Origin of the sequence: Bradyrhizobium sp. C-145, from assembly GCF_023375135.1 — a bacterium.
GTDB classification, from domain to species: domain Bacteria; phylum Pseudomonadota; class Alphaproteobacteria; order Rhizobiales; family Xanthobacteraceae; genus Bradyrhizobium; species Bradyrhizobium zhanjiangense.
Window position 1 is genome coordinate 8,653,268 of sequence record NZ_CP088150.1, and the last position, 21,234, is coordinate 8,674,501.

A 21,234-nucleotide genomic window follows, 5' to 3' on the forward strand; every position below is an offset into this window, starting at 1 on the left:
ATACAACAGAGGAAATTAACCATCGCTTTGAATCTCGCCACATCGGCGGCGTCATTTATGTCATGAGTGACGTCAAATATCAAATTTGATTACCATGAACACAGAACATCAAACCGTTACTCACATTGCGCGAAAACCGACTTGGCTCGCGGGCCATGGTGGTGACACCCGGGCCGCGCACCTGGCTAACGTCAGGCGGATCAAAATCTACTTGAGGAGATTGCGCGACACCGGACGCGGACTGCCGGCAAACACGCTGCGACCCAAGAAATTGGCGATGCAACTGGTTTCTGACGAGAGTGGCGTGAAGTTCATCTCACTAACGCGGTCGAATTCGAGGTGTCGTGAGATCGTTGAGGCCGCGGCGAATGCCCCGGACGAGAAGCGCCGCATCCCGATCCTGGTAAGAATGAAGGATCGAAAGCGCACAATCTATACTGTCGACGAGATGATCAACATCGCAGCCGCCGTCTTTCAGGAAGAATGCGAAGCTTCCAAATTGGATCACCGCGAAAAATGCAGGAAGGTAGAAGCCTTGCTTCGGCGCGTCGCTCGCACCTGCGAGAACGGATTGGAGCACGACTGCGGCGAAGCAATTCAATCGACCGCTGGCAGGTTGGAATACTCGGATGACGATCGCATTCTGCTATCCGAAATCGACAGCATTCGTTTGAGGGCCACGCGCGGTGAACTGGAGCTTCAATTCTTCCACGGCCGGCTCAAGCTTGAGGCCGCCCTAAGGGGCTTTGGGGTTGGAGCGCTCGCCAATTTTACAGATGCGGCCACTCAAACTGTAATCAACTGGGGCTCCGGTCTCAAATCGCCAACGAAGAAGTTCTATGGTGATGTTACGAAGATCGAAGAAGCACTAGGCTTGCGGCATGATTATCTTTCGGAGGTACGCGTCGAGCACCGCAGCGGCCCTTCCAACGTCAAGCAGCATCACCTGCCGAAGGAGGTTCGTGCGATGTCGCCGAGCCTCCAAAAGGAATTCAGACGCCTGGTTGATCCGACTATCAATTTGTGCGCGCTTTCCGATGAGGCAGTCGAAGAGTTGATGCAGACAACCTTGAAGATCTTGTACGAGAGCCGCGACACTGACGATATCAAGCGGGCCAAGTTGAGATCGGAGGACATGCAATATGCTCTCCCCGAGTTGCCGCCTCAGATTCAGGACGAATTCGACGAGCTTACGCGGCAGCGTCAACACGTTCTGTTGATGGGCATCGTGGAAAACAGAAACCGCGGCTGGGATTCGAATACCGTTGGAATCTATCATCAAAGGTTTCGCCTGCTCTTCGGATGGATGCACAATCTAATCGGCGTCCCGCTCGAGAATCTTTCGATCGCTTATCTGGCTTTCCCGCAAGTTCTCAACGAGTACATGCTCCACCTCGTCGAGCGTAAGGAGGATGTCGGCCTCAAGAAAGGTTTCTCTGCAATTGCGCGCGAGTGGTACATATTCGCAGCCAGCCTCACCCGCGGCCCCCTCGGCGGTTACGACGCGGACGATGAGGACGATGAGGACAGCGATGCGGCGGAGCCAGTGGGTTGGCTGAGGAGCAAGCGCAGACTGCTGGATAGGTTGGCCCCGATCTCAATTCCTCGCCGTCGCGACGAACTGGACGTCGAGCGAGGGGTCAGGGATAAGGTCAGGCCTATTCTGACCGCGAAGAGTATTGCGAAGGCCAGTTCGAGCTGGGCAGATCGTCTCGATAAAACCGCAAGGAAGTATCGCTCTTGGCGAAAGGAGCATGAAGGCAACGATACGAGCAGTGACAGCACTGCACGTGTTTCGACTATTCTTGCTTTGAAAACTCCGCTGGAAGCGATCGAATTCGGAGCAATCCGGCTAAAAGAATACATTGACAGCCTGCCTTCCAGCCGGGCGCGTTGGGCGACTGCGGTTCGCAGCGCTGTCACGCTCAAATTCCACGCTCAGCTCCCTCTTCGTCGAGCCACCTTTTGCGCGCTTACCTACAGCGCCGACAATAGCGGAATGGTGCGTTGGGAGAATGGTCACTGGTGGGTTGTCATCCCTGAGAAGGTGTTCAAGAACGAGGGGACGAAGGCCTTCGAAAAATTTGTCGTCGACGGCTACTTCCGGCAGAAGCTTCTCGACCAATGGGGCCTTTACGAGGACCTAGCGACATACGTCCAGTACGCGCGGTCGAAGGTCTTGGCTGTCGTCGACAGCCCTGCTTTCTACGTCGCCCGCGGCAACAAGGGACATGTCTCTCCGAACACCTTCGGCGGAGAATTCCGCTTGCTTACAAGGGACTACATCGCGGAAAATCGCGGTACAGGTGCTGGCTGGGCCGGCGTTCGCGAATTCGGCTCGCACGCCATGCGCCATATCGTTGCTACTTCGGTCTGGAAGGAAACCAGGAGCCTGCATGCGGCGGCCATGGCTATTCACGACAGCGAGAAGATCACCGAGAAGCATTATCGCAAGATTGTCGAGGGAGCCGAGGAACACCTCGCGACCATGAGCGCGATTATGAGTGGCGGATCAAACAACTTTGTATGGCCGAAATACGCTGAAGTTCTCCCTCGCCTGCCAAGTCCTCCGTCGGCACCCGCGGGATCCGAGGGAGTGCTCGTGGCTCCGCGGCTGAGTACGGGCGACGACCAGTAGGCCAGGACGCCACAGGAGCGTTCTTATAGCTGTTGAGAGCGCGTCGTGCTGTTCGCCGCTATGCTTTGCGCGTGACCGGAGGCTCGAAGCCATCTCTCCGATATCACCAAAGCCAGCCCGCGCGTGCTTGGATGATGGCATCTCGGTTAACTAACGCTCTGAACGACAATCAGAAATCGGCTCTCCACATTTTGTCATTTTGACAAAATTGATTTCGTTTGAAATCTGCCGCGCCGCCCCGAATACTTTTCGCATCGAGACCAAGAGGCCTAACCGCTCCGAGACCGTTCAACATGAAGACCAACGCGGCAGAACATCCCTGGAAAGGCATGACGAGGGCCGAGATCGCCGCATTCGAGGCGATCGCGATCAACCGCTCCCCACGCTGCTCGAAGCGCACGTTAGAAGCGCTGCTTTCTCGCGGCCTAATCGAGAAGGAAGAAAGGAAGAGCCTCTCCGACGTCTACTTCGTTCCTCTGCCGCTCCACATCCAGTGGTGCGAGTGGGCCAGCGAGCGTTATCGCGGCAAGCTGTAGCCGGAACGAAAAACGAGAGAAGCCATGACCGCTTTCGAGAAACACAAGTTCAAATTCGACGGCATGTACCTGGAGTACGATGGCCGCTTCATCGCCAGGTTCAAATACGTGAGATCCAATGCTTCCGGATTCAAGAATTTCCTTATCAAGAATTTCACGGTCGAGGAGTATTTCGAGCGCCGCGATCGTGAGGAGGCGCCGCTCGATATCCTCAAATCGAAGGGTTACGTATCGGCGCACATCCGGAAATGGCTCATCGAGGCCGGATTGCCGCCCACTCCGGAAGGACAGGCCGAATTTTCAAGGCGTCAGCAGCAAGCCCGTCACGCCCGTTAACCGGCCAGCAAACCGTGCGTTTTTCATGAACGGTCGACACAAGTGGGAACGTTATGAGCGACTACCCCTTGGATAGACTGTCTCCAGAGCGGCGGGCCAAACTCTCCGCGGCGGATCGCCGGTATGCTGCGATCCACGAAGCTGGGCACGTGGTCGTTGCGAGGTATCTCGGACTATCACCCGTTCAGGCGGAAATTCGAAAGATTGACCCCCACGACTACACGGAGAAGGAGTGGGTGGGGTCGACCCGATGTCTGATGCAAGGCGTCGATCCGAGCACCCGCATTATGGTGGCCGTTGCAGGATCTGTGGCCGAGGCCTGCTGGAGATACGAGATCTTCGACGAGCTGTACACTACGCTGGAGGATTTTCCTGAGCAGATGTCGCAATCTGATTGGGACATGTCCGGCTGTTCACCTGGCGCGGTGTCCGAGCAGTTCTGGGATGCGATGGAGCGGGTCTTTGAATTGCTCAACCGAGACACTGGCAAATTGTGGAATGTGCTCTTGAGGGAAGCACGCATTCTAATCCAAGGAGCCCGGTTCGCGTCCGAACATTCGGTGCATCCCGAGCCGCGCGGTCCGTGAGCACCATGCCTGCGCACAGCTCGCCGTGGCGGCCGATGGTCTGGATGTCGATGAGCCTCATCGCCAGAGCGCGATCCCGCTCCAGCACGGTGCGCCGATGCGAGCCGCTATGGGTCGCGAGCTGCACCATCTCGAAGCAGCGAAAGCCCTCGTGCTCGAACTCGCTCCAGACCACGCCGGCGCCGTTGCGCTTGCGCACAAGCTCGGCCATCTCCACGCGCGAGAGCCCCGAAGCGACGACGACATCGTCGGTCTCGATGTCGTTCTCGGGCAGGATGAAAGTATAGCTCTGCATCACCGGCCTCCTTCGGCGACAATCATCGAGCCGAACGGAGCCGCATTGCAACGGACGAAAAACGCTCTCCCCGTTTTTTCAGTCGAAAGCCGCACCACCGCCGCAATGGTTAAGATTTTTGGGAAGCTAAGGCGAGTTAGCTTCCCTTTCGCAGGAACATTTTGCCGATGGCGCGAGAAAAATGCGGAGAGCGAAACGATTTTCGATTTTGATCTTGCCTCTCGAGCGCTCACGAGCGCTGAGTAGAAAAGCAAACCAATGGAACGAACATGAGCGTCATCCTTGATCGAACGATCGACGACGATACCATCGCCGTCTTGGCCTCGGCGCTCGGCGTCGCCGCGGAAGACATGCTGCTCGCTGCGCAGCTATCGTCGGAGCTGCCGGCGGCCGCGAGCGTCGCCGAATTGGGAGCGCGCCTGCTCGTCGGCGTGGGCGCCGTGTCCACCGGCCGAGCTTCCACAGAAGAAATCGTGCGGTTGAGTGGCATGACGTTCCAGCTGGAGCACGGCGAACTCGCAAGGGCGAACTGGATCGGTCATCGGGAAGCCGGCCGGCCGTCCAAGGATTCATTTGCCGACCAATTGTCCCATGTGCTTGCTCGTTGCGCCGACGACGAGAGCAACGCGAAGCTGACGATGAGCTGGGGCAGCGCGGGCTACGGGGAATTCGAGATGGAGACGGAGCGGGTCAGCTTCCTGTATTCGACGCAACCCTTGTTCAAGCAGCCCATCATGCCCGGCGTCATGCGGCTGAACGCCATCGAGGTCGACTGGGCCCGGAAATTCGTCGTCGAGATGAACGCGCTCGCGCGGTACGCCCGCTCGCTGCACGACTTCACCTAGCGACGGAGCACCACCGTGTCCCGCACCAAGCCGCACCCCTGCGAAGGTCTGCCCGCCGCCGCCAAACGCGTTTTCGACGAGATCGCTTCCGGCAACGATCGGCCGAAGGCCTCGGCCAAGACGATGGACATGCTCGTCGAGGGCGGCTTCGTCGAGCGCATCGTCCGCCTGGTGCATTTCCGCGACGGACTGCCGCCTCTGCAGCAGATCGGTTATGCCGTGCCCATCAACCTCCATATCGCCTGGTGCGAACATTGGGCGTCGCCCAAAACGCGAGCGGGCGGGAAACGGCGCGGCAGGTCCGACCGTAATCAAACCCCCGACTTGTTCGACTGACAAGTTCCGCGTCGGTTCAGGTCGAACCGAAAGGAAGCGATCACCGCGTGGAGAAGAGGATGGCCGAGAAGAAACGAACGGACCGAGATGCGCCCGCACCGCCCGGGCACAAGAAGGTCCAGATGCCGATGCAGACTCTTAAGGTTTCCGAGTGGGAAGCCGTCATGAAGCAGCGCATCATGCGCAAGGTCGAGGAACTCGTCGAAGCCGAGCGCCTGACGCAGGCTGACGAACGGCTCGACGAAATCGACGTGCAGGAAATCGTGGCGGATCTGGTGCCGGACTGGGAAGGTCTGCTGCTCGAGGCGATCTCGATCCACCTTCAATTCTATTCGCAGGCGGCCGACGTCGAGGCGGGCTTCCCGCTCGCTCTGAAGCCGGCGCACGTCGTGGTCGCCGAACCGAGCGGGTACGCCATCGTGTACGCGACCATCGATCGCGAAGCATGCAGCCGTCTGCTCGGACTGGACGGCGTGCGAGACATTCTCGAACGCTTGACCCGAGATAGGCGCGCTCAATACAGATCCGCAGGCCTGTCCACCAAGATCGACGACGCGGCGACCACGATGGATCTTCTTGTCTCTTCGCTGCCCTATACGACCGAAACGATCGGCGATTCGACTGCGGCGACCATCGTCGATCGCGCCATCGAAAATCGACTCGAAAGGTACGAGAGCCTCGCCACGCCGCGGCGGCGTGCGCGCAAGCGGTTGGAGCTCGTCGCGATCGAGACCGTCTCGGCGCTGAGACGATCTTCGCGGACCCTGCATTAGGCGGCCGGACCGACATGTCGCGCACCTACCGACCAGGGTCCGGCGGCGAGCCGTCATCCAGGACGCCTTGGATTTCTTCGTGCCACCTTCCATCGACCGTTCCTGGAGCTGTGCCGGCGCTGGGCCGCCGGACCGCCTGCGCCGGCCGCCACTCGAGGGCCGCCGACGCTGCCGGCGCGAGCCGCAGCGGCGCTGCTAGATGCATTCGCAAAATACGAAATTCAAGGACTCAATTTCAAGGACTCGAGTTTTCAAGGATTCGATTTCAAGGACTCGATTTCAAGGATTCGAATTTCAGCAGACGAGTCCTTGAAATCGATTCCTTGAAATTTTGATTACTGACATTTTTGCGCTCGAAGCGCGGCTACCGACGTCCGGCGGCCCGCCGCGCCGGCGCCCGGCACCCGGCGATGTCGGGCGGTCTAGGCGGCGCCGAGAGGCCCCGGATCTTGGCGCCGATTGCAACCGATGTCCTTCTCGCCATGCGTTTCGCAGCCGCAGAAGCGACGGAGCCCGGGCCGCTGGCGTGCCCCGCCGCCGGCGGCGGCCGACCCCGCGCCGGCCGCGCACCGCGCCGCCGTCGAAGCTTTCGGCAAAATCGTGGGCCTACTACGCGGTGGCGGCTTCCATCGACCGTCCGCGTGCTAAATCGGACGGTCGCGAAACAACGAACAGGACTATCTCCTCGACTGGTGCCCTCGAATGCATCGAGATAGCCGATGCCCGCAACATCGACCACTTTCCGGAGGGCGACGTCGTGACCGCGGTCGCTGAGCGACTCCAGGAATCCGGCGTCGCCCTCGAATGCCTGAGGTCGGCGCTCGATCCGCGTGAGTTGTGGCGCAGGCTGGGCGATCCCGCCCGCGTCGCAGCGGACCTCACGTATCGCGCAAGGACCGCATACTAGCCTGTGGCCCACCACGCCGTGCTTGTCACAGCACCAGAGATCATGTCGCCTTTTAACGTCCGGCAGCACGGGGCATCACCCCGGACTTTCCATCGATCACAGACACAGACCCCGATGTCCACCGACAGGGCATAGGTGGGAAGCCTGTTCACTGATTTATGGACGGCCGGGCTCATTGCAAGCCTCAGAACGTTGCCCTCTTGCGTGCCGCACGCGCTTCCGATGCCGAAAAGCGGTACCCCGTCATGAACTGATGTCCGTCGGCGTGCTACAGGCTCCCAACATGTCGAGGTGCGGGTCGAGGCTGGCTTCCGTAGCGTCGAGCTTGAAGGTGACATGATGATGGTTTTTCGTGCTTTCGCTCTTGTTGCCGTAGACCGCAAAGAAGCCTGCGCAGATAGCCAGAAAGCCGATGCCAAAGCTCACAAGGTCGATGAAGCGCAAAGCGCCGCGCGATTTTGAGAACCACCAATAGATTGCAAACGCCGCTGCGGCCAGCAGGACCGCCTTGACCCCATCTCATCTGGAGCGAACTCCCCTGGGTGGACTTAAGGCAATTTCTGCCGGTGATGGCCGGGCGCATGATTTGGCCATGGAGCGCGAGATCGTTTTCAAATGTCCGCGCACCGGCATGAACGTCCAGCATCGGCTGGACGATGATCGGCCGGACGCGCCGGGAAACGCATACGTGTCGGTGCCGTGTCCCGCCTGCATGGCGCTGCACTTCGTCAACTGCACGACCGGCAAGTTGCTCGGAGAGCGAAGCGGCAGCCAGCCCGATCTCGGCCAGCGCTCCGCCTGATCGATATCTGGCCGCCGCGGAGCGAGGACTGGCAAGTTCGTCGCCCACGCACCACCTGCTTTGCAGGTGTCCCACCACGCAGGGAAGGTACGATGTCGACTGTGGCGAAGCTGCTGGCGCGCAAACGGGTGCTTTTGGAGCGGCTGGAGAGCGATCCCGGACCTAACGAACGCGAGGAAATCCAACAGCTGCTGACGCAGATCGAGACCGCGCTCAGCTTGCTCGAGCCGGGAGATGCCGCCCCGCCTGGCGAGGAATGATTTCGGGCTGCCGAGGCTGTCGCATCCGCGAGAACGAAGACTGGCGTCACCGGATTCGTACGGACCACACAGCCATTTATCCTTTACGCTCTCGCGCTAGATATTCCGCTATGGGCGATTTCGATCCGAAGACACAAGCCGAAGCGGCGATGAAGGAAGCCGTGCGCGCCGACAGCCCCGAAAGGCAGCGCCGGATTCAGGTCGCACAGGCTTGGCTCGAGCTCGCCCGTCCCGCACCCTGTTCTTCGCAAACGCCTGGTCCTCGGCGCTACTGATCAGCGTCTGGCAGACACTCCGGACAGGTATCTCCGATCGAATCCAAGACCTCGCGGACTTTCGCGACCGCGTCCGCCGGCGAGACCCCGGTCGGCGGGTCCTGGCGAGCAAGTTCGACGGCGCGCTCGCGCGCATGCGGATCTGCTCGGTCCTTCGCCCACCCGTGCTCCTCGAATTCATGGAGGGCACCGGCCTCCTGCAGCACGTTGATCGCCCATCCACGCAGCGTCCGGATCGCCGGTCGCCTCCCCTTCGTCATCAGCATCGAGACCGCTCCTGCCGGGACGAATCCTTCCGTCGCCAGCGTGTTCCGGCAGTCAGCACGGGTCAGGGATTCGGAATCGGCAGAGCTAGGGGTTGTCCACGTGTTCCGCAGCGCTTGTGCAGAACGCTACGTCGCCGGCGCGGGATCTTCCTTCACGCCCCGGGCGACGATTCGGAGCGCCCCGTCCGGAAGCGGCCGTTGCAGCTTCAGCGCTTCTTCCGCCGGCGCGGTCATCCACGTCTCGACCTCGTCCGGCGTCGTCAGGATCACGGGCATCGCCTTCGGGTGGATGGCCCTGACCTCGGCGTTCGGCTCAGTGGTCAAAAACGCGTAGAGGTCATTGGTGGTCTCGCCTTCCTTGACCTTCCGGACCGAAGTCCAGTTCGTCCAGATGCCGGCGAAGCACGCGAGCGGCCGGGTCTCGTCGAACGCGAACTAGATGTCGCCGCCCTCGCCCTTGTTGAACTCGCTGAACGAGTTTAACGGCACCACGCAGCGGTGCTCCGGGCCCAACCGTTCCGATCGGGCGGAGTGGCGCGTTGGTCTCCGCCGCTCCTCGGCGCGGCGTCCGTGCAGCCCGACGAGCTTGCCGCGCGCCTTCGCTGGATGCTGGACTCGCCGAAGGTGGCAGGTAAAGCGCCGGCGTCGTTCGTCCGGACGCCGATCAGCCACGAGTTCTATGCTCCGGCGTCCTTCTGGTCATGGAGGCGCGGTCATTTCGTGACGGCCCGCGACGACGACCGCGAACCTGTGCGCCTGGTCCGCTGGAAAAGCGTCGCTGACCGTGATCACGACGTCTACGTGGTCTCCTCCCGAGGAGGGGAAGCCAGGTTCCTCTCCAGGCAGGCGGCGATCGCGTATGCCCACGTCACTCGAGGCGCCGCGATGTTTAGCTTCGAGGCAGGGACACTTGTCCGGTCCGCCAACGAGGGCGCGCTTCCCGCGCCGATCTCTTCATGGCTCCGCTATCGGAACTTCGCGAATGCAGGCTCGTCCGGCAAGCGGCACTATGCGTATCCCGCGGCGGCGACGGACCTCCCAAGACTCCAGAGCCTGCTTCCGAACATCATCCAGGCCGATGCGCCCGGGTCGGCGCACGATGCGGCGCTCGCCGTGCGCAGGTCCCCCGACGGGGCGCGCCTGCTTTGGATCAACGACAGCGTAAAGGCGGCGCGCGTGTTGCCGCCGGTTGGGTAGGTGCCAAGTGTCAAACGACAGCAACTTCGTGGTCGGCGTCTGCACGAGAACTCAGGGGCCGTCGGCCTTCGTCGAGGTGCGTGCGCAGTCGATCGAAGGCGCGATCACGGACATATCGGCGTCGTCCCATAACCTCTTCGGCAGAAACGGCGAGATCGAGGTCAGGGCGGTGCGCCCCGCGCTGAAACCTGGACCGGTCTCGCGTACCCGTCTCTGTCGGAGGACGAGGGCGACGCCGCGGACGAAATGGACGCATGGCTCCGCGTGTTCGCGAGCGGCAATCGGGTCCAGGAAGGTCAGTATTTCGATCCTACGGACTACAAGCAATGGCACTCCGCGCAGGATGTGCAGGAATCGAACAGGGTGCGCCGGTTCGCGGACCAGATCTTCGGCGCGCAATGGCAGATCGGTCTGGACGACGTGCTGAGGCGGCTAACGGCGATGGATCAGCTCGGCGGCACGATTCAGGTAGGAAAGCTCTATCTCAAGATAGCGCGAAAGGACGATTCGTACTGGCGGTGCACCGAGTGCGAGCGGGTGCACATGCATCGGGGCGTCGGCAGATGCACGCGCTGCTACGCTCCGCTGCATGTGCCGCGGACCGGACGCGTCGAGGAGCTTTGGGATTCGAACTTCCTCGGGCGACGGATCGTGCGCGGCGCCGAGCAGGGCATTCCGCGCTTCAGGCTGAAGTGCGAAGAGCTCAGCGGCCAGACCGACGACTTCTCCGACCGCCTGCGGCGGTTCAAGGACATATTCGTGGGCCTCGACAACCTCGTCGGCCAGCATGCGCAGGAGATCGACATGATGTCGGTGACGACGACGATGGAAGTCGGCATCGACATCGGTTCTCTGCAGACCGTCTATCAGGCGAACATGCCGCCCCAGCGATTCAACTATCAGCAGCGCGTCGGCCGCGCAGGCCGAAGAGGCCAGGCGTTCTCGTTCGTCACCACGTTCTGCCGCGGCCGCAGCCACGACGCATTCTACTTCCGACATCCGGAGTCGATCACGGGAGACCCACCACCGGCCCCGTTCCTGGCTGTCGACCACAATCCCATTCCGCTGCGGCTGCTGCGAAAGGTGTGGCTCCGGCAGGCGTTCGCGGTGGTGCGAAACGAAGCCATACGGGACGGGCTGCCGTATCCAGGGGACGATCTCACGCCGCCGGACGTTCACGGCGAGTACGTCCCGACGACGGAGTTCTACGGGGTGGGTTCCGCCTGGCCAGACAAGCTCCGCAAGGCGTTGGACGAGACGGACGAAGTCCGTCAACGCTTCATCCGGACGGCGGTGCTGAAGCCCGCGCAGCGCCAGCAGCTTCTCGAAATGTCCGCGCCCGACACGCTGATAGGCGAGATAATGGGCCTCGCCGCGCAGAAGCCACGGGTACGCGGGGGCCTTGCGCAGTTCCTGGCTGAGCAGGGGCTGCTGCCGATGTATGGCATGCCGACGCGCGTCAGGGACCTCTATCTCGGCGCGAGGCGCGAGCCCGGCGTCGTGCCCGAGGACTACGACTGGAGCCTGATGGATCGGGACCTCGAGATGGGGATCTACGAGTTCGCTCCGGGGGCCGTGCTCGTTAAGGACAAGGCGCGGCACCGCGTCATCGGCTTTACGGGGCCCCTACCCGAGCCGGAGCGACGCGGCTCCGACATCATCGTCGATCCGCCCAAGTCGGACTGGTTCGGCGAAGCCACACATGTGGCCTGGTGCGGCGCATGTGGCGCAGCGAGCCACACGGCCGATCGGCCCGGCGCGCCTATCGCGTGCAGCGACTGCGGCGTTGATGTACCGGAAGACGCCTTCAACTACTACGTCTCGCCTAGCGCCTTCCGCACCGACTTCCGCGCCACGTCCAAGGATGTCGAGACGGCCGGGCAGATGGCGATCCGGACGGTCGCGACGATCCAGCACGACGGCGTCCCCAGCACTGTCGGCAGTCTGACGGTGCACGCAGGCGCGGGCACCACGATCATGAACCTGAACAGCGGCGTCGAGGACGAAACCGGACAGGCGAAATTCTTCTGCGCCGACATCGTCACTGACAATGACGTCATGGGTTGGAAGAACGTCACCGTCCCGGAGCAGGCGATTGATCCGGACATCGAACGGATCGCGGGAAATCCGAGATGGACGCTGACGGCACCCCTCGGCATGCGTTTCGGGCTTCTCGCGCGCAAGGAGACCGACGCGCTCTTCCTCGAAACGACCGGCTTCAATCGCCGGCTCAACCTGGATCTCGTCGCCCGCCGCGGCCTTCGGTCCAGAATTGGCGCCAGGTCGGCAGCGGTCAGCGCGACACATCTGCTGGTGCAGAAGGCGGCCCTAGTTCTCGACGTGGCTCCGGACAAGTTCGAGGCTCTGGAGCCGCGGCTCAGAGGCGACAGCCCGATGCTTCAGATCGCGGACACGCTGATCAACGGATCCGGGCTCTGCCGGCGGCTCGGCGAGCCCGGGACCGACGGCCGCCCTCAGATCGTCCGGCTTGTCGAGGATGTCCTCGGAGATGACCGACAGTGGCCTCTCAGGGACTTTCTGAAGGAAGATCACGTCACTCGCTGCTCGACGTCTTGCTATGTGTGCGTTCAGCAATATCAGAACCGCAGATACCATCCGCTCCTCGATTGGCGGTTGGCGCTGGCGTACCTTCGCGGAATGATGGACCCGCACTATACGTGCGGACTCGACGGGAATTTCGATGGACACCCCGAGCTTCGAGGTTGGCTCGAGAAGGCCCACTCTCTCGCGCAGGACGTCACGTCGATGCGACCGAGGACGCTTCGCTATGTCCGCGTCGGCACTCAAGGACGCATCCCCTGCATCGAGGAGCGCACCGTGGATGGACGGCTCGAGAGGCGCTACGCAGTCGTCCATCCGCTTTGGAGACTGGATGCCGCCTCGGCGCACGAATTCGGCATCGCCCCGGACGGCAATCAGCTTTGCTTCGTCGACACGTTCGACCTGGAGAGGCGGCCGCTCAACGCCTTGAGATTCGCCGCAATCCGCCCGGAGGACAACGCTCTGACCCGTTGAGGCGGTTGGTGTCTTGACGGCAGTCAGCGCGTCTTGGGCGACCTCGCGACGACTTTTCGTCGGAGGATTCGAACGAGCTTTCGGGGATCGTTCGCCTCGCACTCCCAAATGCGGACACATCGCCAGCCAACCTCGCGCAGATCGACAGCGGCGCGCGCGTCCCTGCGTATGTTCCGATCGAACTTGGCGGTCCAGTATTCGACGTTCGAAGCTGGCATGCTCGCCCTGCGGCAGTCGTGTCTGTGCCAGAAGCAACCATGCACGAACAATGCGATGCGCCTCGACGAGAAAACCAGGTCGGGCGTTCCGGGCAGATCTTTGCGGTGAAGTCGAAAACGAAGTCCCAATGCATGTGCGGCCTTGCGCACCGCCATCTCCGGCGTGGTGTTTTTCGACCTGACCTGGGCCATCGTCCACGAGCGCAGCGACGGATAGGTATCCTTCGACCGGTGCGTACGCGCTGCGGCTCGCCTAGCCACCTTCAGGTGAGGCCGTTTTGAACGTGCTCGGACAGACGCTCTGCGATGGACTGCCATTGCTCGTCCATGTAGCCCTCGGCGAAGGCGTTTTCGAGGCCTTCGATGATGTAGTCGAGAGCATCGAGCGACTGCTCGTTATTGTATCCGGGGAACCGCTCCCTCGCCGAGGCAACAATCGGTCGCACTCATCGCTTTCGTAGAGTTTCGAGGCTTCAGTCGCGAGGTCGATCTCGCCGTCGTCAATGGCGAGCTTCGTCGAGGTCGGCCGTCTCCAGGCTGAACTTGATCTCGGCCGGCATGCCGAAGGCTCGGTATTCCTTCGGCACGCGCCGTCTGAACCAGTAGAATCCGGAGCGCGGATTTACCCAAGGCTCGATCATGCGGAGACGGCTCACGGTGACCACCCGTGTGTACCACCGGCCCTTTTCGGAAAGCCTTATTTTGTAGGTTAAGCCGTAGTTTCAGGGGTTTTCCGAGCTAACTGGCGGAGAGGGAGGGATTCTCTGCCAGGGTCCCAAGGACCTCGAAAACTGCAGTAAAATCAGCGTTTCGGACAACCGCGGTGGGTTGTGTGTACCGGCAGTATGTACCGGACCAAGCCGTTCGGCTCAAGCTGAATCTAACGAATGGTAAACGCTTTCCTACTTTCATGCACTAATGATCGAAAATTGGGGCCGGTCATCTCCTGTCTTACGCGGGCTCTTTTGCTTGGGATACGCCCTCTGTCCGTATGATCGACCTGCGACCGGCATGAAAGTCGGTCGCAGGTCGGCGATTTTGGTTACCTATCCCATTACTTAAGATTGTCAGCGTCAATGACTGCTTGAGAGAATGCCAGCGGCGCCTCTTGCGGAAGATTGTGACCGATTCCGCCGGTCAGCGTCCTGTGTTGATATTTACCGCTGAACTTTTTCGCGTAGACGCTCGGTTCAGGATGAGGAGCACCGTTTGCGTCACCTTCCAAAGTGATGCTTGGAACGTTTATATTCGGGAAGCTCGCGAGCTTCTTCTCGATGTCATCGTATTTTGCTTCACCCTCGGCAAGTCCGAGGCGCCAGCGATAATTGTGAATAGAGACTGCAACGTGGTCGGGATTGGCGAAGGCAGTCGCGGAACGCTCGAAGGTCGCGTCGTCAAACGCCCACTTTGGTGAAGCTTGTTCCCAGACCAACCGAGCGAACTCTTTAGTGTACCTCTGGTATCCAAGCAGGCCCCGTTCGGTCGCGAAGTAATATTGATACCACCAGAGCAACTCGGCCTTGGGCGGCAGCGGCGCCTTGTTGAGCGCCTGACTGCCGATCAGATAACCAGAGACCGCCACTAAGGCCTCGCAGCGCTCGGGCCAAAGCGCTGCGACGATGGCCGCCGAGCGTGCACCCCAATCACAGCCGCCGACAACGGCACTCTTGATCTTGAGCGCATCCATCAATGCGATCACGTCTGCTGCAACCGCCCCTTGCTGCGCGTTGCGCATCGTGGAGTCGGAGCGGAATTTGGTGGAGCCATAGCCGCGCACATAAGGAACGATGACGCGATAGCCCGCCTTGGCGAGCTGCGGCGCGACATCGACGTAGCAATGGATATCATAGGGCCAGCCGTGCAGCAGCACGACCGGCTTGCCATCCACCGGACCAACATCGGCGTAGCCAATGTTCAGATCACCCGCGTCGATCTGCTTGATTGAACCGAACGACGTGTGGGTGCCGCGGATCGTGTCCGGTGCGGACTGGCTGGCGGCTTGCGCAGTTGCAGCGCTGATCCGGGTGAATGGCAGCGCGGCGGCAATGCCCGCCGCGGCAACCAGCAAACGTCGCTTGGGATCTACGTCTTCCATATCGTCTCTCCAGTTAACGGGAATTCCCGATTCTATCGTGAGGTGCGCTTGTATCTTGACTGTGTCCGCATGAGCCGCGCTTGTAAGCTCATGTAGCAATCGGCGGTTTAAGCGACGACCTCGACATTCTCCGACGGCAGATCACCACCGAAAGCAAAGCCTTGGCCGGGCGCAGCCGCGAATAGTCGGCGGGTATAATCTTCTTTCGGACTACCAAAGACCTCGAGGGTCGTCCCCTGCTCCACCACCTGTGCGTTTCTCATCACAACGATCCGGTCGCACAACTGACTGGCGACACGCAGATCGTGCGTGATGAACAAGATGCCGACGCCAGTCTGTGACTGAATGTCTTCCAGGAGTTGAAGAATCTGCGCCTGAACGGACACGTCGAGCGCGGACACCGGCTCGTCGGCGATAATCAGGCGCGGCTGGCAAGCAAGCGCGCGCGCGATGGCGATACGTTGCCGTTGTCCGCCTGAGAACTCGTTTGGATAACGACGAAGCGCGTCCGGCTGCAGGCGGACCAACCTCATCAATTCTTCCGCACGCTGCCAGGCGATGTCCGCCGATACACCGAAGTTCAGCGGCCCCTCCACGATCGAGGCGCCCACCGTCTGACGCGGATTGAGCGAACGGTAGGGATCCTGGAAGATCACTTGCACGTCGTGCCGGACCGGCACCAGCTGGCGGGCCTTAAGATAGGTGATATTGCGCGAGTTGACGACGATCGTTCCGCCTGACGGCTCAGCCAGGCGAGCGACACAGCGGGCAAATGTCGATTTGCCCGAGCCGGATTCGCCGACGATGCCGACCGTCTCGCCGGCCGCCACCGAGAGGGACACCTGCTTGACCGCTGTAACCGTCGTCTTGCGCGCAGGCCACTGGCCTCGAACGAAGTTCTTCGAGACATCCGTTGCGGACAACAGCGTAGCAGCATCAGCGCGTGTAGGACGCGCTTTGGGATTCAGTGTAGGAACAGCCGCCATCAACGATCGTGTATAGGGATGTTGAGGTCGCCTCAGCACGTCTTCCTTGCGCCCGGCCTCGACCACGTGTCCCAGACGCAACACCACCACGCGATCGGCAATATCGGCGACCACACCGAAATCGTGCGTGATGAACAGGACCGCTGTGCCGTTCTCGGCCTGCAGCTCGCGGATCAGCTTAAGAACTTCGGCCTGTGTCGTCACGTCAAGCGCAGTCGTCGGCTCGTCGCAGATCAATAGCGCGGGCTTCAGCACCAACGCGATCGCGATGACGATCCGCTGCCGCTGTCCGCCCGAAAGCTGATGCGGATAGGAGCGATAGAGCCGCTCGGGGTCTGGGAGATTGACGCGTGCCATCATCCGAAGGATTGCCTGAAAGCGTGCGTCGGCACTCATCCGAACGTGCTGGCGCAGCATCTCGTCGATCTGCTCACCGCAGGTCACCACCGGATTGAGCGCGGTCATCGGTTCCTGGAACACCATGGCCATGGATGGCCCGCGCAAGCCCCGCAGCGCACTCTCGCCCAATCCGACCAGTTCGCGGCCGTCGAGCTTGATCGATCCGACCGATGGGCGCAGCCCGGATGGTAACAGCCCCATGATCGCGCTCGCGATCATCGATTTGCCGGAGCCGGACTCTCCAAGCAGACAGACCGTCTCGCCTTGATCGACCTGAAAGGACGCATTCTCGACCGCGTATGGGCGATCCGCTCTCGGCGGCAACGGAATCGTCAGTTCGTTGACCGCAAGCACGGGTTCGTTGCGCGGCATGATTGGCGTCGTCGTCATGTCACTCTCCACGCTTGTTGAACTTGGGATCGAGTGTATCTCTCAAGCCATCGCCCAACATGTTGACTGCGAGAACGGTGAGCGCGAGGAAGATTCCCGGAAACAGCACGTTGTGTGGGAATTGATTGAACTGGGAGCGTCCTTCCGCCATGACGTTTCCCCAGCTCGGCAGATCCGCTGGCAAACCGATGCCGAGGAAGGACAGAATGGCCTCCACCAGAATCGACGATGCGCAGACATAGGTTGCCTGAATGATCAGCGGGGCAAAGGAATTGGGAAGCACGTGCCGGACCAATATCTTCCAGGTCGGGGTTGCGAGCGCGACTGCGGCCTCGACATAAGGTTCTTCGCGGATGCTCAAAACCAGCGAGCGAACCAGTCGTGCCACGCGAGGCACCTCCGGCAAAGCGATCGCGATCACCACGCTGGTCAGCGTCCCGCCGAACAGTGCGATCAGGGTGACGGCAAGCAGGATCCCCGGAATGGCCATGACGCCGTCCATGATCCGCATGACAATGCTATCAAGCCACTTGAAATAGCCGGCCATCAATCCGAGTGCCACGCCGAGCGTGACCGCGAAGACCGCAACCGAAAGCCCCACGACGATCGACACGCGGCCGCCATAGAGCGTTCGGCTCCAGATATCGCGCCCGAGGCTGTCCGTTCCCATCAAAAACCAATGCGGGATGACATTGCCGTCAAGCGTCGTAAAATCAGCGTGTGTCCCCGGGAGCGCATTGCTGATCGATGGATCGATCGCGGTCGGGTCCAGCGTGCCGAGCCAGGGCGCAAAAATCGCCATCAGCACCAGAACGAGGAGCACCAGGCCCGATATCCGCACCGACCAATTGCTGAACAGTCGCGCCGAGATCGACCGACGACGCAATGCGCAGGCCTCGGGCGATACCGCAGCGAGCGTTTCAATGGTTGCCTCAGTCACGCGAGCCTCCTTATTGGCGGATGCGAGGGTCCAGCAACAGATAGCTGAGATCGACCAGCAGATTGATCCCGACATAGATCGCCGCGAACAGAAGTGTGATGCCCTGGATCAGTGGAAAATCCCGCGACAGCACCGCATCGACCGTCAACGATCCCAATCCTGGGATGGCAAACACTGATTCCGTGATCACGACGCCACCGATCAACAGCGCAATACCGATGCCGATAACCGTGACGATCGGAATGGCCGCATTGCGCAAGGCGTGATGAATGAGGACGCGCAATTCGGAGATACCCTTGGCGCGAGCGGTTCGGATGAAGTCCTCGGTGAGTGCTTCGGCGACAGAGGCGCGGGTGACCCTCGCGATAAGGGCCAGGTAGACGATCGACAGGGTCGCCGCCGGCAGGATCAAATTGCGCAACCAGGGCAGCACGCCGTCGGCGATCCGGTTATAGCCCTGCACGGGCAGCAGTTGCAGGCGGAGCGCAAATATCCAGATCAGGACATAACCTGTCACGAACACGGGCACGGAGAAGCCGAGCGCCGAGAACGTCATCAAGCCACGATCGAGCCAGCCACCGTGCCGCCATGCCGCCAGGACCCCGAGCGGGACGGCGAGCAGGACCGTGACGATGATCGTGAGCGTGGACAGCGCAATGGTCGGTTCGATGCGCTGTCCGATCAGCTTCGACACAGGCTGCTTCATGAAGAACGATTGGCCGAGGTCGCCGTGCAGCACGCCGAGCAGCCAGCGTCCGAATTGCAGCAGCAGCGGGTCCTTCAATCCGAGCTGCGCCCGCACCGCCTCAAGTGCCGCAGCGCTGGCATCATTGCCCACGATCGCAGCCGCAGGATCCCCTGGCGCAAGTCGCGTCATGAGGAAGATGATGACCGCCACGACCAACAAGACCGGAATCGTGGCGATCAGCCGCCTGACGAGGAAAATGGCCATCGGAGATCAACCCTTCTGGATGCCCCAATACACACACACCGGTGAGCTGACGGTGCCGGTGATCACGTCCTTGCGCGCTGCCGTGATGGTCTTGTACTCGCCAATCGGCGCGACGATTGCCGCATCGTAGTTCCGCTCCTGGATCTGATCGGCCAGCGACTTGCGCTGCTCATTGGTTGTCGCCAACAGGAACTCGTCCTTGAGCGCCTCGAGCTTTGCGTCGGTTGGCCAGCCGAACCAGCCGTTTTCGCCGTTGCCGGTGAGCGGTGCGTAGAACAGCGGGTTGATGTTGTCCGGGATGTTCCAGCCAGTGATGAAGGCACCCCATCCGCCCTGAGCAGGAGGCGTCTTCAGGGCACGCCGCGCGACCAGGGTCGGCCAATCCATCGACTGCATATCGACGTTGAAGCCGGCCTGCTTCAACAATGCCGCCATCACGGGCGGGAATTTGTTGAGGATCGCGAAACTCGCCGGATACATCAAAACGACCGGCTCGTTGTTGTAGCCTGCCTCCTTGAGAAGTGCGCGAGCGCCGGCAAATTGCGGCTTGCCTGTGTAGTAGGAGGTTTTTTCGGAATGGTAGACTGTGCCCGTCGGATAAAGCGACGCATTGGTGTTGTACAGATCGGGGTGAACCATCTGCGCCTTCATCAGCGCATCCTGGCTGATCGCCATATAGGCGGCCTGTGCCATCTTCGGGTTGTTGAATGGCGGGTACAGATGGTTCAGATGGAGTGCGAAGGATCCCTTCGGCACGAGATCCACAAACGCGATCTTCGGGTTATTCCTCAGCGCCACATATTGATCGGCCGGTACCCATTCGATCAGGTCGACTTCGCCGTTGATAATGGCATTGGTCTGGGTTTGGCCATCGGTCAGAATGATCCATTCCATGCGGTCGACATTGACCACCTTGCCGCCCGCTGTTCCCGACGCCGGCTCGTCCCGGGGCACGTAGTCCGTGTTCTTGACATAGACGACCCGTTCGCCCGGCCGATATTCGTCCGTCTTGAAGACGAACGGTCCGGAGCCGATCTGGCTGGTGATCTGCTGATCCGGTGGAGTTTCTGCGACCCGCTTGGGCATGATGAACGGAGGCACCGACGCCGGCTTCGATAGCGCTTCCAAGACCAGTCCAAAACGCTGCTTGAGCGTGAGGACGAATGTGTCGTCGCTCTTGGCATCCAGCGAAGCAGTTGCCGCCAGCAATCTTTGGCCGAGATTGTCGCGCGCCCCCCAGCGCTTGAGCGACTGGATGACGTCCGCCGACGTCACCGGCGCGCCATCATGGAACTTGAGGCCCTTGCGGAGCGTGAAGGTCCACACCTTGCCATCGTCGCTCTGGCTGTATTCGGAGACCATCTGAGGCTTGACCTGGCCCTGGCCGTCGACACCGAACAGCGTGTCGTAGATGGCATAGCCGTGATTGCGCGTGATGATCGCAGTCGTCCAGATCGGATCGAGAATCTTCAGATCGGACTGCGGCACGACGCGCAGGACCTTCGGTCCCGCGGCAAAGCTTTTCCGCGGCGCTGCAGCTGCAAGTATGAGGCCGCCAGTCATCGCCAGAAATGAACGCCTATCAGTCATTTGACCTCCCTCTTATTGCTTTGTTCGAATGGTTGAAGTCGAGTGCGGCCTAGGCAGCCCCAAGTTCAGCGATCAGCTCGATCTCGACACAGGCGCGCAGCGGAAGCTGGACGACACCGAATGCGCTTCGCGCATGCGGTCCCATGTCTGGAAACACCTCGCCGAACAGCTCGCTCGCGCCGTTGGCAACCAGATGCTGCTCGAAGAAATCGGGCATCGAGGCGACCATGACGGTCAGCTTGGCAATGCGTGCGATGGAGTCGAGATTGCCGGTCGCATGCTGAAGCGTCGCAAGCAAGTCAATCGCAGTGGCACGCGCGGCCGACCGGCCCTCCTCCAGCGCGATGTCATCGCCGAGCCGGCCGATCCAGACCGCACCATTGCGCCTGGCGAGGTGACCGGACAAATATAGGGTTTGGCCCGTACGCAGATAGGGCGCGTAGGACGCCGCCGGCGCCGTGATCGGCGGCAGCACGATGTCCATAGTCTGAAGACGTTGATAGACGCTCATCTTGTCCTTCTCCATCGTCCGCCTCCCAGGCTCGCACCAGGAAGGCCGACGGATTGATCGGGGC

Annotated in this window: 23 protein-coding genes and 1 pseudogene; 11 read left to right on the forward strand and 13 right to left on the reverse strand. The window is 61.1% G+C overall.

Annotated elements, in window-relative coordinates; genetic code table 11:
• Positions 1-94: 94 nt before the first annotated feature.
• The 3 genes from LRP30_RS40725 (at position 95) to LRP30_RS40735 (ending at position 3,510) form a co-directional block, all read left to right on the forward strand.
• Positions 95-2,638 carry a hypothetical protein gene (locus LRP30_RS40725; protein ID WP_249758434.1) on the forward strand — a complete coding sequence of 848 codons (2,544 nt, stop codon included), beginning with the start codon at positions 95-97 and terminating at the stop codon, positions 2,636-2,638.
• Between the two features lie 293 nt (positions 2,639-2,931).
• Positions 2,932-3,174, forward strand: a complete 243-nt coding sequence (locus LRP30_RS40730; RefSeq protein ID WP_249758435.1) for a hypothetical protein — start codon at positions 2,932-2,934, stop codon at positions 3,172-3,174.
• 24 nt (positions 3,175-3,198) lie between these two features.
• Positions 3,199-3,510 (forward strand): hypothetical protein, encoded by a 312-nt coding sequence (locus LRP30_RS40735; protein ID WP_249758436.1) that lies wholly within the window; start codon positions 3,199-3,201, stop codon positions 3,508-3,510.
• Between the two features lie 471 nt (positions 3,511-3,981).
• On the opposite strand, the gene LRP30_RS40740 is transcribed toward LRP30_RS40735, so the two are convergent.
• The gene (locus LRP30_RS40740; RefSeq protein ID WP_249758437.1) at positions 3,982-4,392 is read right to left on the reverse strand and encodes a hypothetical protein; all 411 of its coding nucleotides are present in this window, start codon (positions 4,390-4,392) and stop codon (positions 3,982-3,984) included.
• Positions 4,393-4,661: 269 nt separating this feature from the next.
• Here LRP30_RS40740 and LRP30_RS40745 point away from each other — a divergent pair, with 269 nt between their 5' ends.
• The 4 genes from LRP30_RS40745 (at position 4,662) to LRP30_RS40760 (ending at position 7,253) form a co-directional block, all read left to right on the forward strand.
• Positions 4,662-5,237, forward strand: coding sequence for a hypothetical protein (locus LRP30_RS40745; RefSeq protein WP_249758438.1), 576 nt, complete (start codon positions 4,662-4,664; stop codon positions 5,235-5,237).
• 15 nt (positions 5,238-5,252) lie between these two features.
• On the forward strand, positions 5,253-5,573 hold the full coding sequence (locus tag LRP30_RS40750; protein WP_249758439.1) for a hypothetical protein: 321 nt from the start codon (positions 5,253-5,255) through the stop codon (positions 5,571-5,573).
• A gap of 59 nt (positions 5,574-5,632) precedes the next feature.
• Positions 5,633-6,346: a hypothetical protein gene (locus tag LRP30_RS40755; RefSeq protein ID WP_249758440.1), complete on the forward strand. Its 714-nt coding sequence runs from the start codon at positions 5,633-5,635 to the stop codon at positions 6,344-6,346.
• A gap of 526 nt (positions 6,347-6,872) precedes the next feature.
• Positions 6,873-7,253 (forward strand): hypothetical protein, encoded by a 381-nt coding sequence (locus LRP30_RS40760; RefSeq protein ID WP_249758441.1) that lies wholly within the window; start codon positions 6,873-6,875, stop codon positions 7,251-7,253.
• Between the two features lie 243 nt (positions 7,254-7,496).
• On the opposite strand, the gene LRP30_RS40765 is transcribed toward LRP30_RS40760, so the two are convergent.
• Positions 7,497-7,697: a hypothetical protein gene (locus tag LRP30_RS40765; RefSeq protein WP_249758442.1), complete on the reverse strand. Its 201-nt coding sequence runs from the start codon at positions 7,695-7,697 to the stop codon at positions 7,497-7,499.
• A gap of 148 nt (positions 7,698-7,845) precedes the next feature.
• On the opposite strand from LRP30_RS40765, the gene LRP30_RS40770 reads away from it, so the two are divergent.
• Together LRP30_RS40770 and LRP30_RS40775 are read left to right on the forward strand one after the other, a co-directional pair.
• On the forward strand, positions 7,846-8,055 hold the full coding sequence (locus LRP30_RS40770; RefSeq protein ID WP_249758443.1) for a hypothetical protein: 210 nt from the start codon (positions 7,846-7,848) through the stop codon (positions 8,053-8,055).
• A gap of 92 nt (positions 8,056-8,147) precedes the next feature.
• Positions 8,148-8,315, forward strand: a complete 168-nt coding sequence (locus tag LRP30_RS40775; protein ID WP_249758444.1) for a hypothetical protein — start codon at positions 8,148-8,150, stop codon at positions 8,313-8,315.
• Between the two features lie 268 nt (positions 8,316-8,583).
• Here the strand turns inward: LRP30_RS40775 and LRP30_RS40780 are convergent, their stop codons facing one another.
• On the reverse strand, positions 8,584-8,856 hold the full coding sequence (locus LRP30_RS40780) for a hypothetical protein (protein ID WP_249758445.1): 273 nt from the start codon (positions 8,854-8,856) through the stop codon (positions 8,584-8,586).
• A 126-nt stretch (positions 8,857-8,982) separates the two neighbouring features.
• Positions 8,983-9,369: pseudogene (locus tag LRP30_RS40785) on the reverse strand (SOS response-associated peptidase family protein); the annotation flags it as partial.
• A gap of 57 nt (positions 9,370-9,426) precedes the next feature.
• Between LRP30_RS40785 and LRP30_RS40790 the strand changes: the two are divergent.
• Both LRP30_RS40790 and LRP30_RS40795 read left to right on the forward strand, forming a co-directional pair.
• On the forward strand, positions 9,427-10,053 hold the full coding sequence (locus LRP30_RS40790) for a hypothetical protein (RefSeq protein ID WP_249758446.1): 627 nt from the start codon (positions 9,427-9,429) through the stop codon (positions 10,051-10,053).
• A 246-nt stretch (positions 10,054-10,299) separates the two neighbouring features.
• Positions 10,300-13,089: a helicase-related protein gene (locus LRP30_RS40795; protein ID WP_249758447.1), complete on the forward strand. Its 2,790-nt coding sequence runs from the start codon at positions 10,300-10,302 to the stop codon at positions 13,087-13,089.
• A gap of 23 nt (positions 13,090-13,112) precedes the next feature.
• On the opposite strand, the gene LRP30_RS40800 is transcribed toward LRP30_RS40795, so the two are convergent.
• From LRP30_RS40800 to LRP30_RS40840, 9 genes are all read right to left on the reverse strand, one after another.
• Positions 13,113-13,625, reverse strand: coding sequence for a very short patch repair endonuclease (locus LRP30_RS40800; RefSeq protein ID WP_346016195.1), 513 nt, complete (start codon positions 13,623-13,625; stop codon positions 13,113-13,115).
• Positions 13,571-13,753: a hypothetical protein gene (locus tag LRP30_RS40805; RefSeq protein WP_249758448.1), complete on the reverse strand. Its 183-nt coding sequence runs from the start codon at positions 13,751-13,753 to the stop codon at positions 13,571-13,573. The genes LRP30_RS40800 and LRP30_RS40805 overlap by 55 nt, the downstream gene beginning before the upstream one ends.
• Positions 13,754-13,807: 54 nt before the next feature.
• Positions 13,808-13,963 carry a DUF6538 domain-containing protein gene (locus tag LRP30_RS40810; RefSeq protein WP_249758449.1) on the reverse strand — a complete coding sequence of 52 codons (156 nt, stop codon included), beginning with the start codon at positions 13,961-13,963 and terminating at the stop codon, positions 13,808-13,810.
• A 398-nt stretch (positions 13,964-14,361) separates the two neighbouring features.
• On the reverse strand, positions 14,362-15,402 hold the full coding sequence (locus tag LRP30_RS40815) for an alpha/beta hydrolase (protein ID WP_249758450.1): 1,041 nt from the start codon (positions 15,400-15,402) through the stop codon (positions 14,362-14,364).
• 107 nt (positions 15,403-15,509) lie between these two features.
• Positions 15,510-17,177: an ABC transporter ATP-binding protein gene (locus LRP30_RS40820; protein ID WP_249758451.1), complete on the reverse strand. Its 1,668-nt coding sequence runs from the start codon at positions 17,175-17,177 to the stop codon at positions 15,510-15,512.
• A gap of 1 nt (position 17,178) precedes the next feature.
• Positions 17,179-18,117: an ABC transporter permease gene (locus tag LRP30_RS40825; RefSeq protein ID WP_249758452.1), complete on the reverse strand. Its 939-nt coding sequence runs from the start codon at positions 18,115-18,117 to the stop codon at positions 17,179-17,181.
• A 10-nt stretch (positions 18,118-18,127) separates the two neighbouring features.
• A complete protein-coding gene (locus LRP30_RS40830) occupies positions 18,128-19,069 on the reverse strand; it encodes an ABC transporter permease (RefSeq protein ID WP_249758453.1) in 942 nt (313 codons plus the stop codon).
• A gap of 6 nt (positions 19,070-19,075) precedes the next feature.
• Positions 19,076-20,659, reverse strand: coding sequence for an ABC transporter substrate-binding protein (locus tag LRP30_RS40835; protein ID WP_249758454.1), 1,584 nt, complete (start codon positions 20,657-20,659; stop codon positions 19,076-19,078).
• A 49-nt stretch (positions 20,660-20,708) separates the two neighbouring features.
• Positions 20,709-21,185, reverse strand: coding sequence for a RidA family protein (locus tag LRP30_RS40840; RefSeq protein WP_249758455.1), 477 nt, complete (start codon positions 21,183-21,185; stop codon positions 20,709-20,711).
• Positions 21,186-21,234 lie beyond the last annotated feature (49 nt).

Bases quoted from the DNA above. Each gene is read 5' to 3' on its own strand.
- LRP30_RS40745 (WP_249758438.1), top strand. From the start codon at position 4,662: ATGAGCGTCATCCTTGATCGAACGATCGACGACGATACCATCGCCGTC.
- LRP30_RS40830 (WP_249758453.1), bottom strand. From the start codon at position 19,069: ATGGCCATTTTCCTCGTCAGGCGGCTGATCGCCACGATTCCGGTCTTG.
- LRP30_RS40775 (WP_249758444.1), top strand. From the start codon at position 8,148: ATGTCGACTGTGGCGAAGCTGCTGGCGCGCAAACGGGTGCTTTTGGAG.
- LRP30_RS40730 (WP_249758435.1), top strand. From the start codon at position 2,932: ATGAAGACCAACGCGGCAGAACATCCCTGGAAAGGCATGACGAGGGCC.
- LRP30_RS40840 (WP_249758455.1), bottom strand. From the start codon at position 21,185: ATGGAGAAGGACAAGATGAGCGTCTATCAACGTCTTCAGACTATGGAC.
- LRP30_RS40815 (WP_249758450.1), bottom strand. From the start codon at position 15,402: ATGGAAGACGTAGATCCCAAGCGACGTTTGCTGGTTGCCGCGGCGGGC.
- LRP30_RS40820 (WP_249758451.1), bottom strand. From the start codon at position 17,177: ATGACGACGACGCCAATCATGCCGCGCAACGAACCCGTGCTTGCGGTC.
- LRP30_RS40740 (WP_249758437.1), bottom strand. From the start codon at position 4,392: ATGCAGAGCTATACTTTCATCCTGCCCGAGAACGACATCGAGACCGAC.
- LRP30_RS40725 (WP_249758434.1), top strand. From the start codon at position 95: ATGAACACAGAACATCAAACCGTTACTCACATTGCGCGAAAACCGACT.
- LRP30_RS40800 (WP_346016195.1), bottom strand. From the start codon at position 13,625: ATGGCAGTCCATCGCAGAGCGTCTGTCCGAGCACGTTCAAAACGGCCT.
- LRP30_RS40780 (WP_249758445.1), bottom strand. From the start codon at position 8,856: ATGCTGATGACGAAGGGGAGGCGACCGGCGATCCGGACGCTGCGTGGA.
- LRP30_RS40835 (WP_249758454.1), bottom strand. From the start codon at position 20,659: ATGACTGATAGGCGTTCATTTCTGGCGATGACTGGCGGCCTCATACTT.
- LRP30_RS40755 (WP_249758440.1), top strand. From the start codon at position 5,633: ATGGCCGAGAAGAAACGAACGGACCGAGATGCGCCCGCACCGCCCGGG.
- LRP30_RS40735 (WP_249758436.1), top strand. From the start codon at position 3,199: ATGACCGCTTTCGAGAAACACAAGTTCAAATTCGACGGCATGTACCTG.
- LRP30_RS40795 (WP_249758447.1), top strand. From the start codon at position 10,300: ATGGACGCATGGCTCCGCGTGTTCGCGAGCGGCAATCGGGTCCAGGAA.
- LRP30_RS40770 (WP_249758443.1), top strand. From the start codon at position 7,846: ATGGAGCGCGAGATCGTTTTCAAATGTCCGCGCACCGGCATGAACGTC.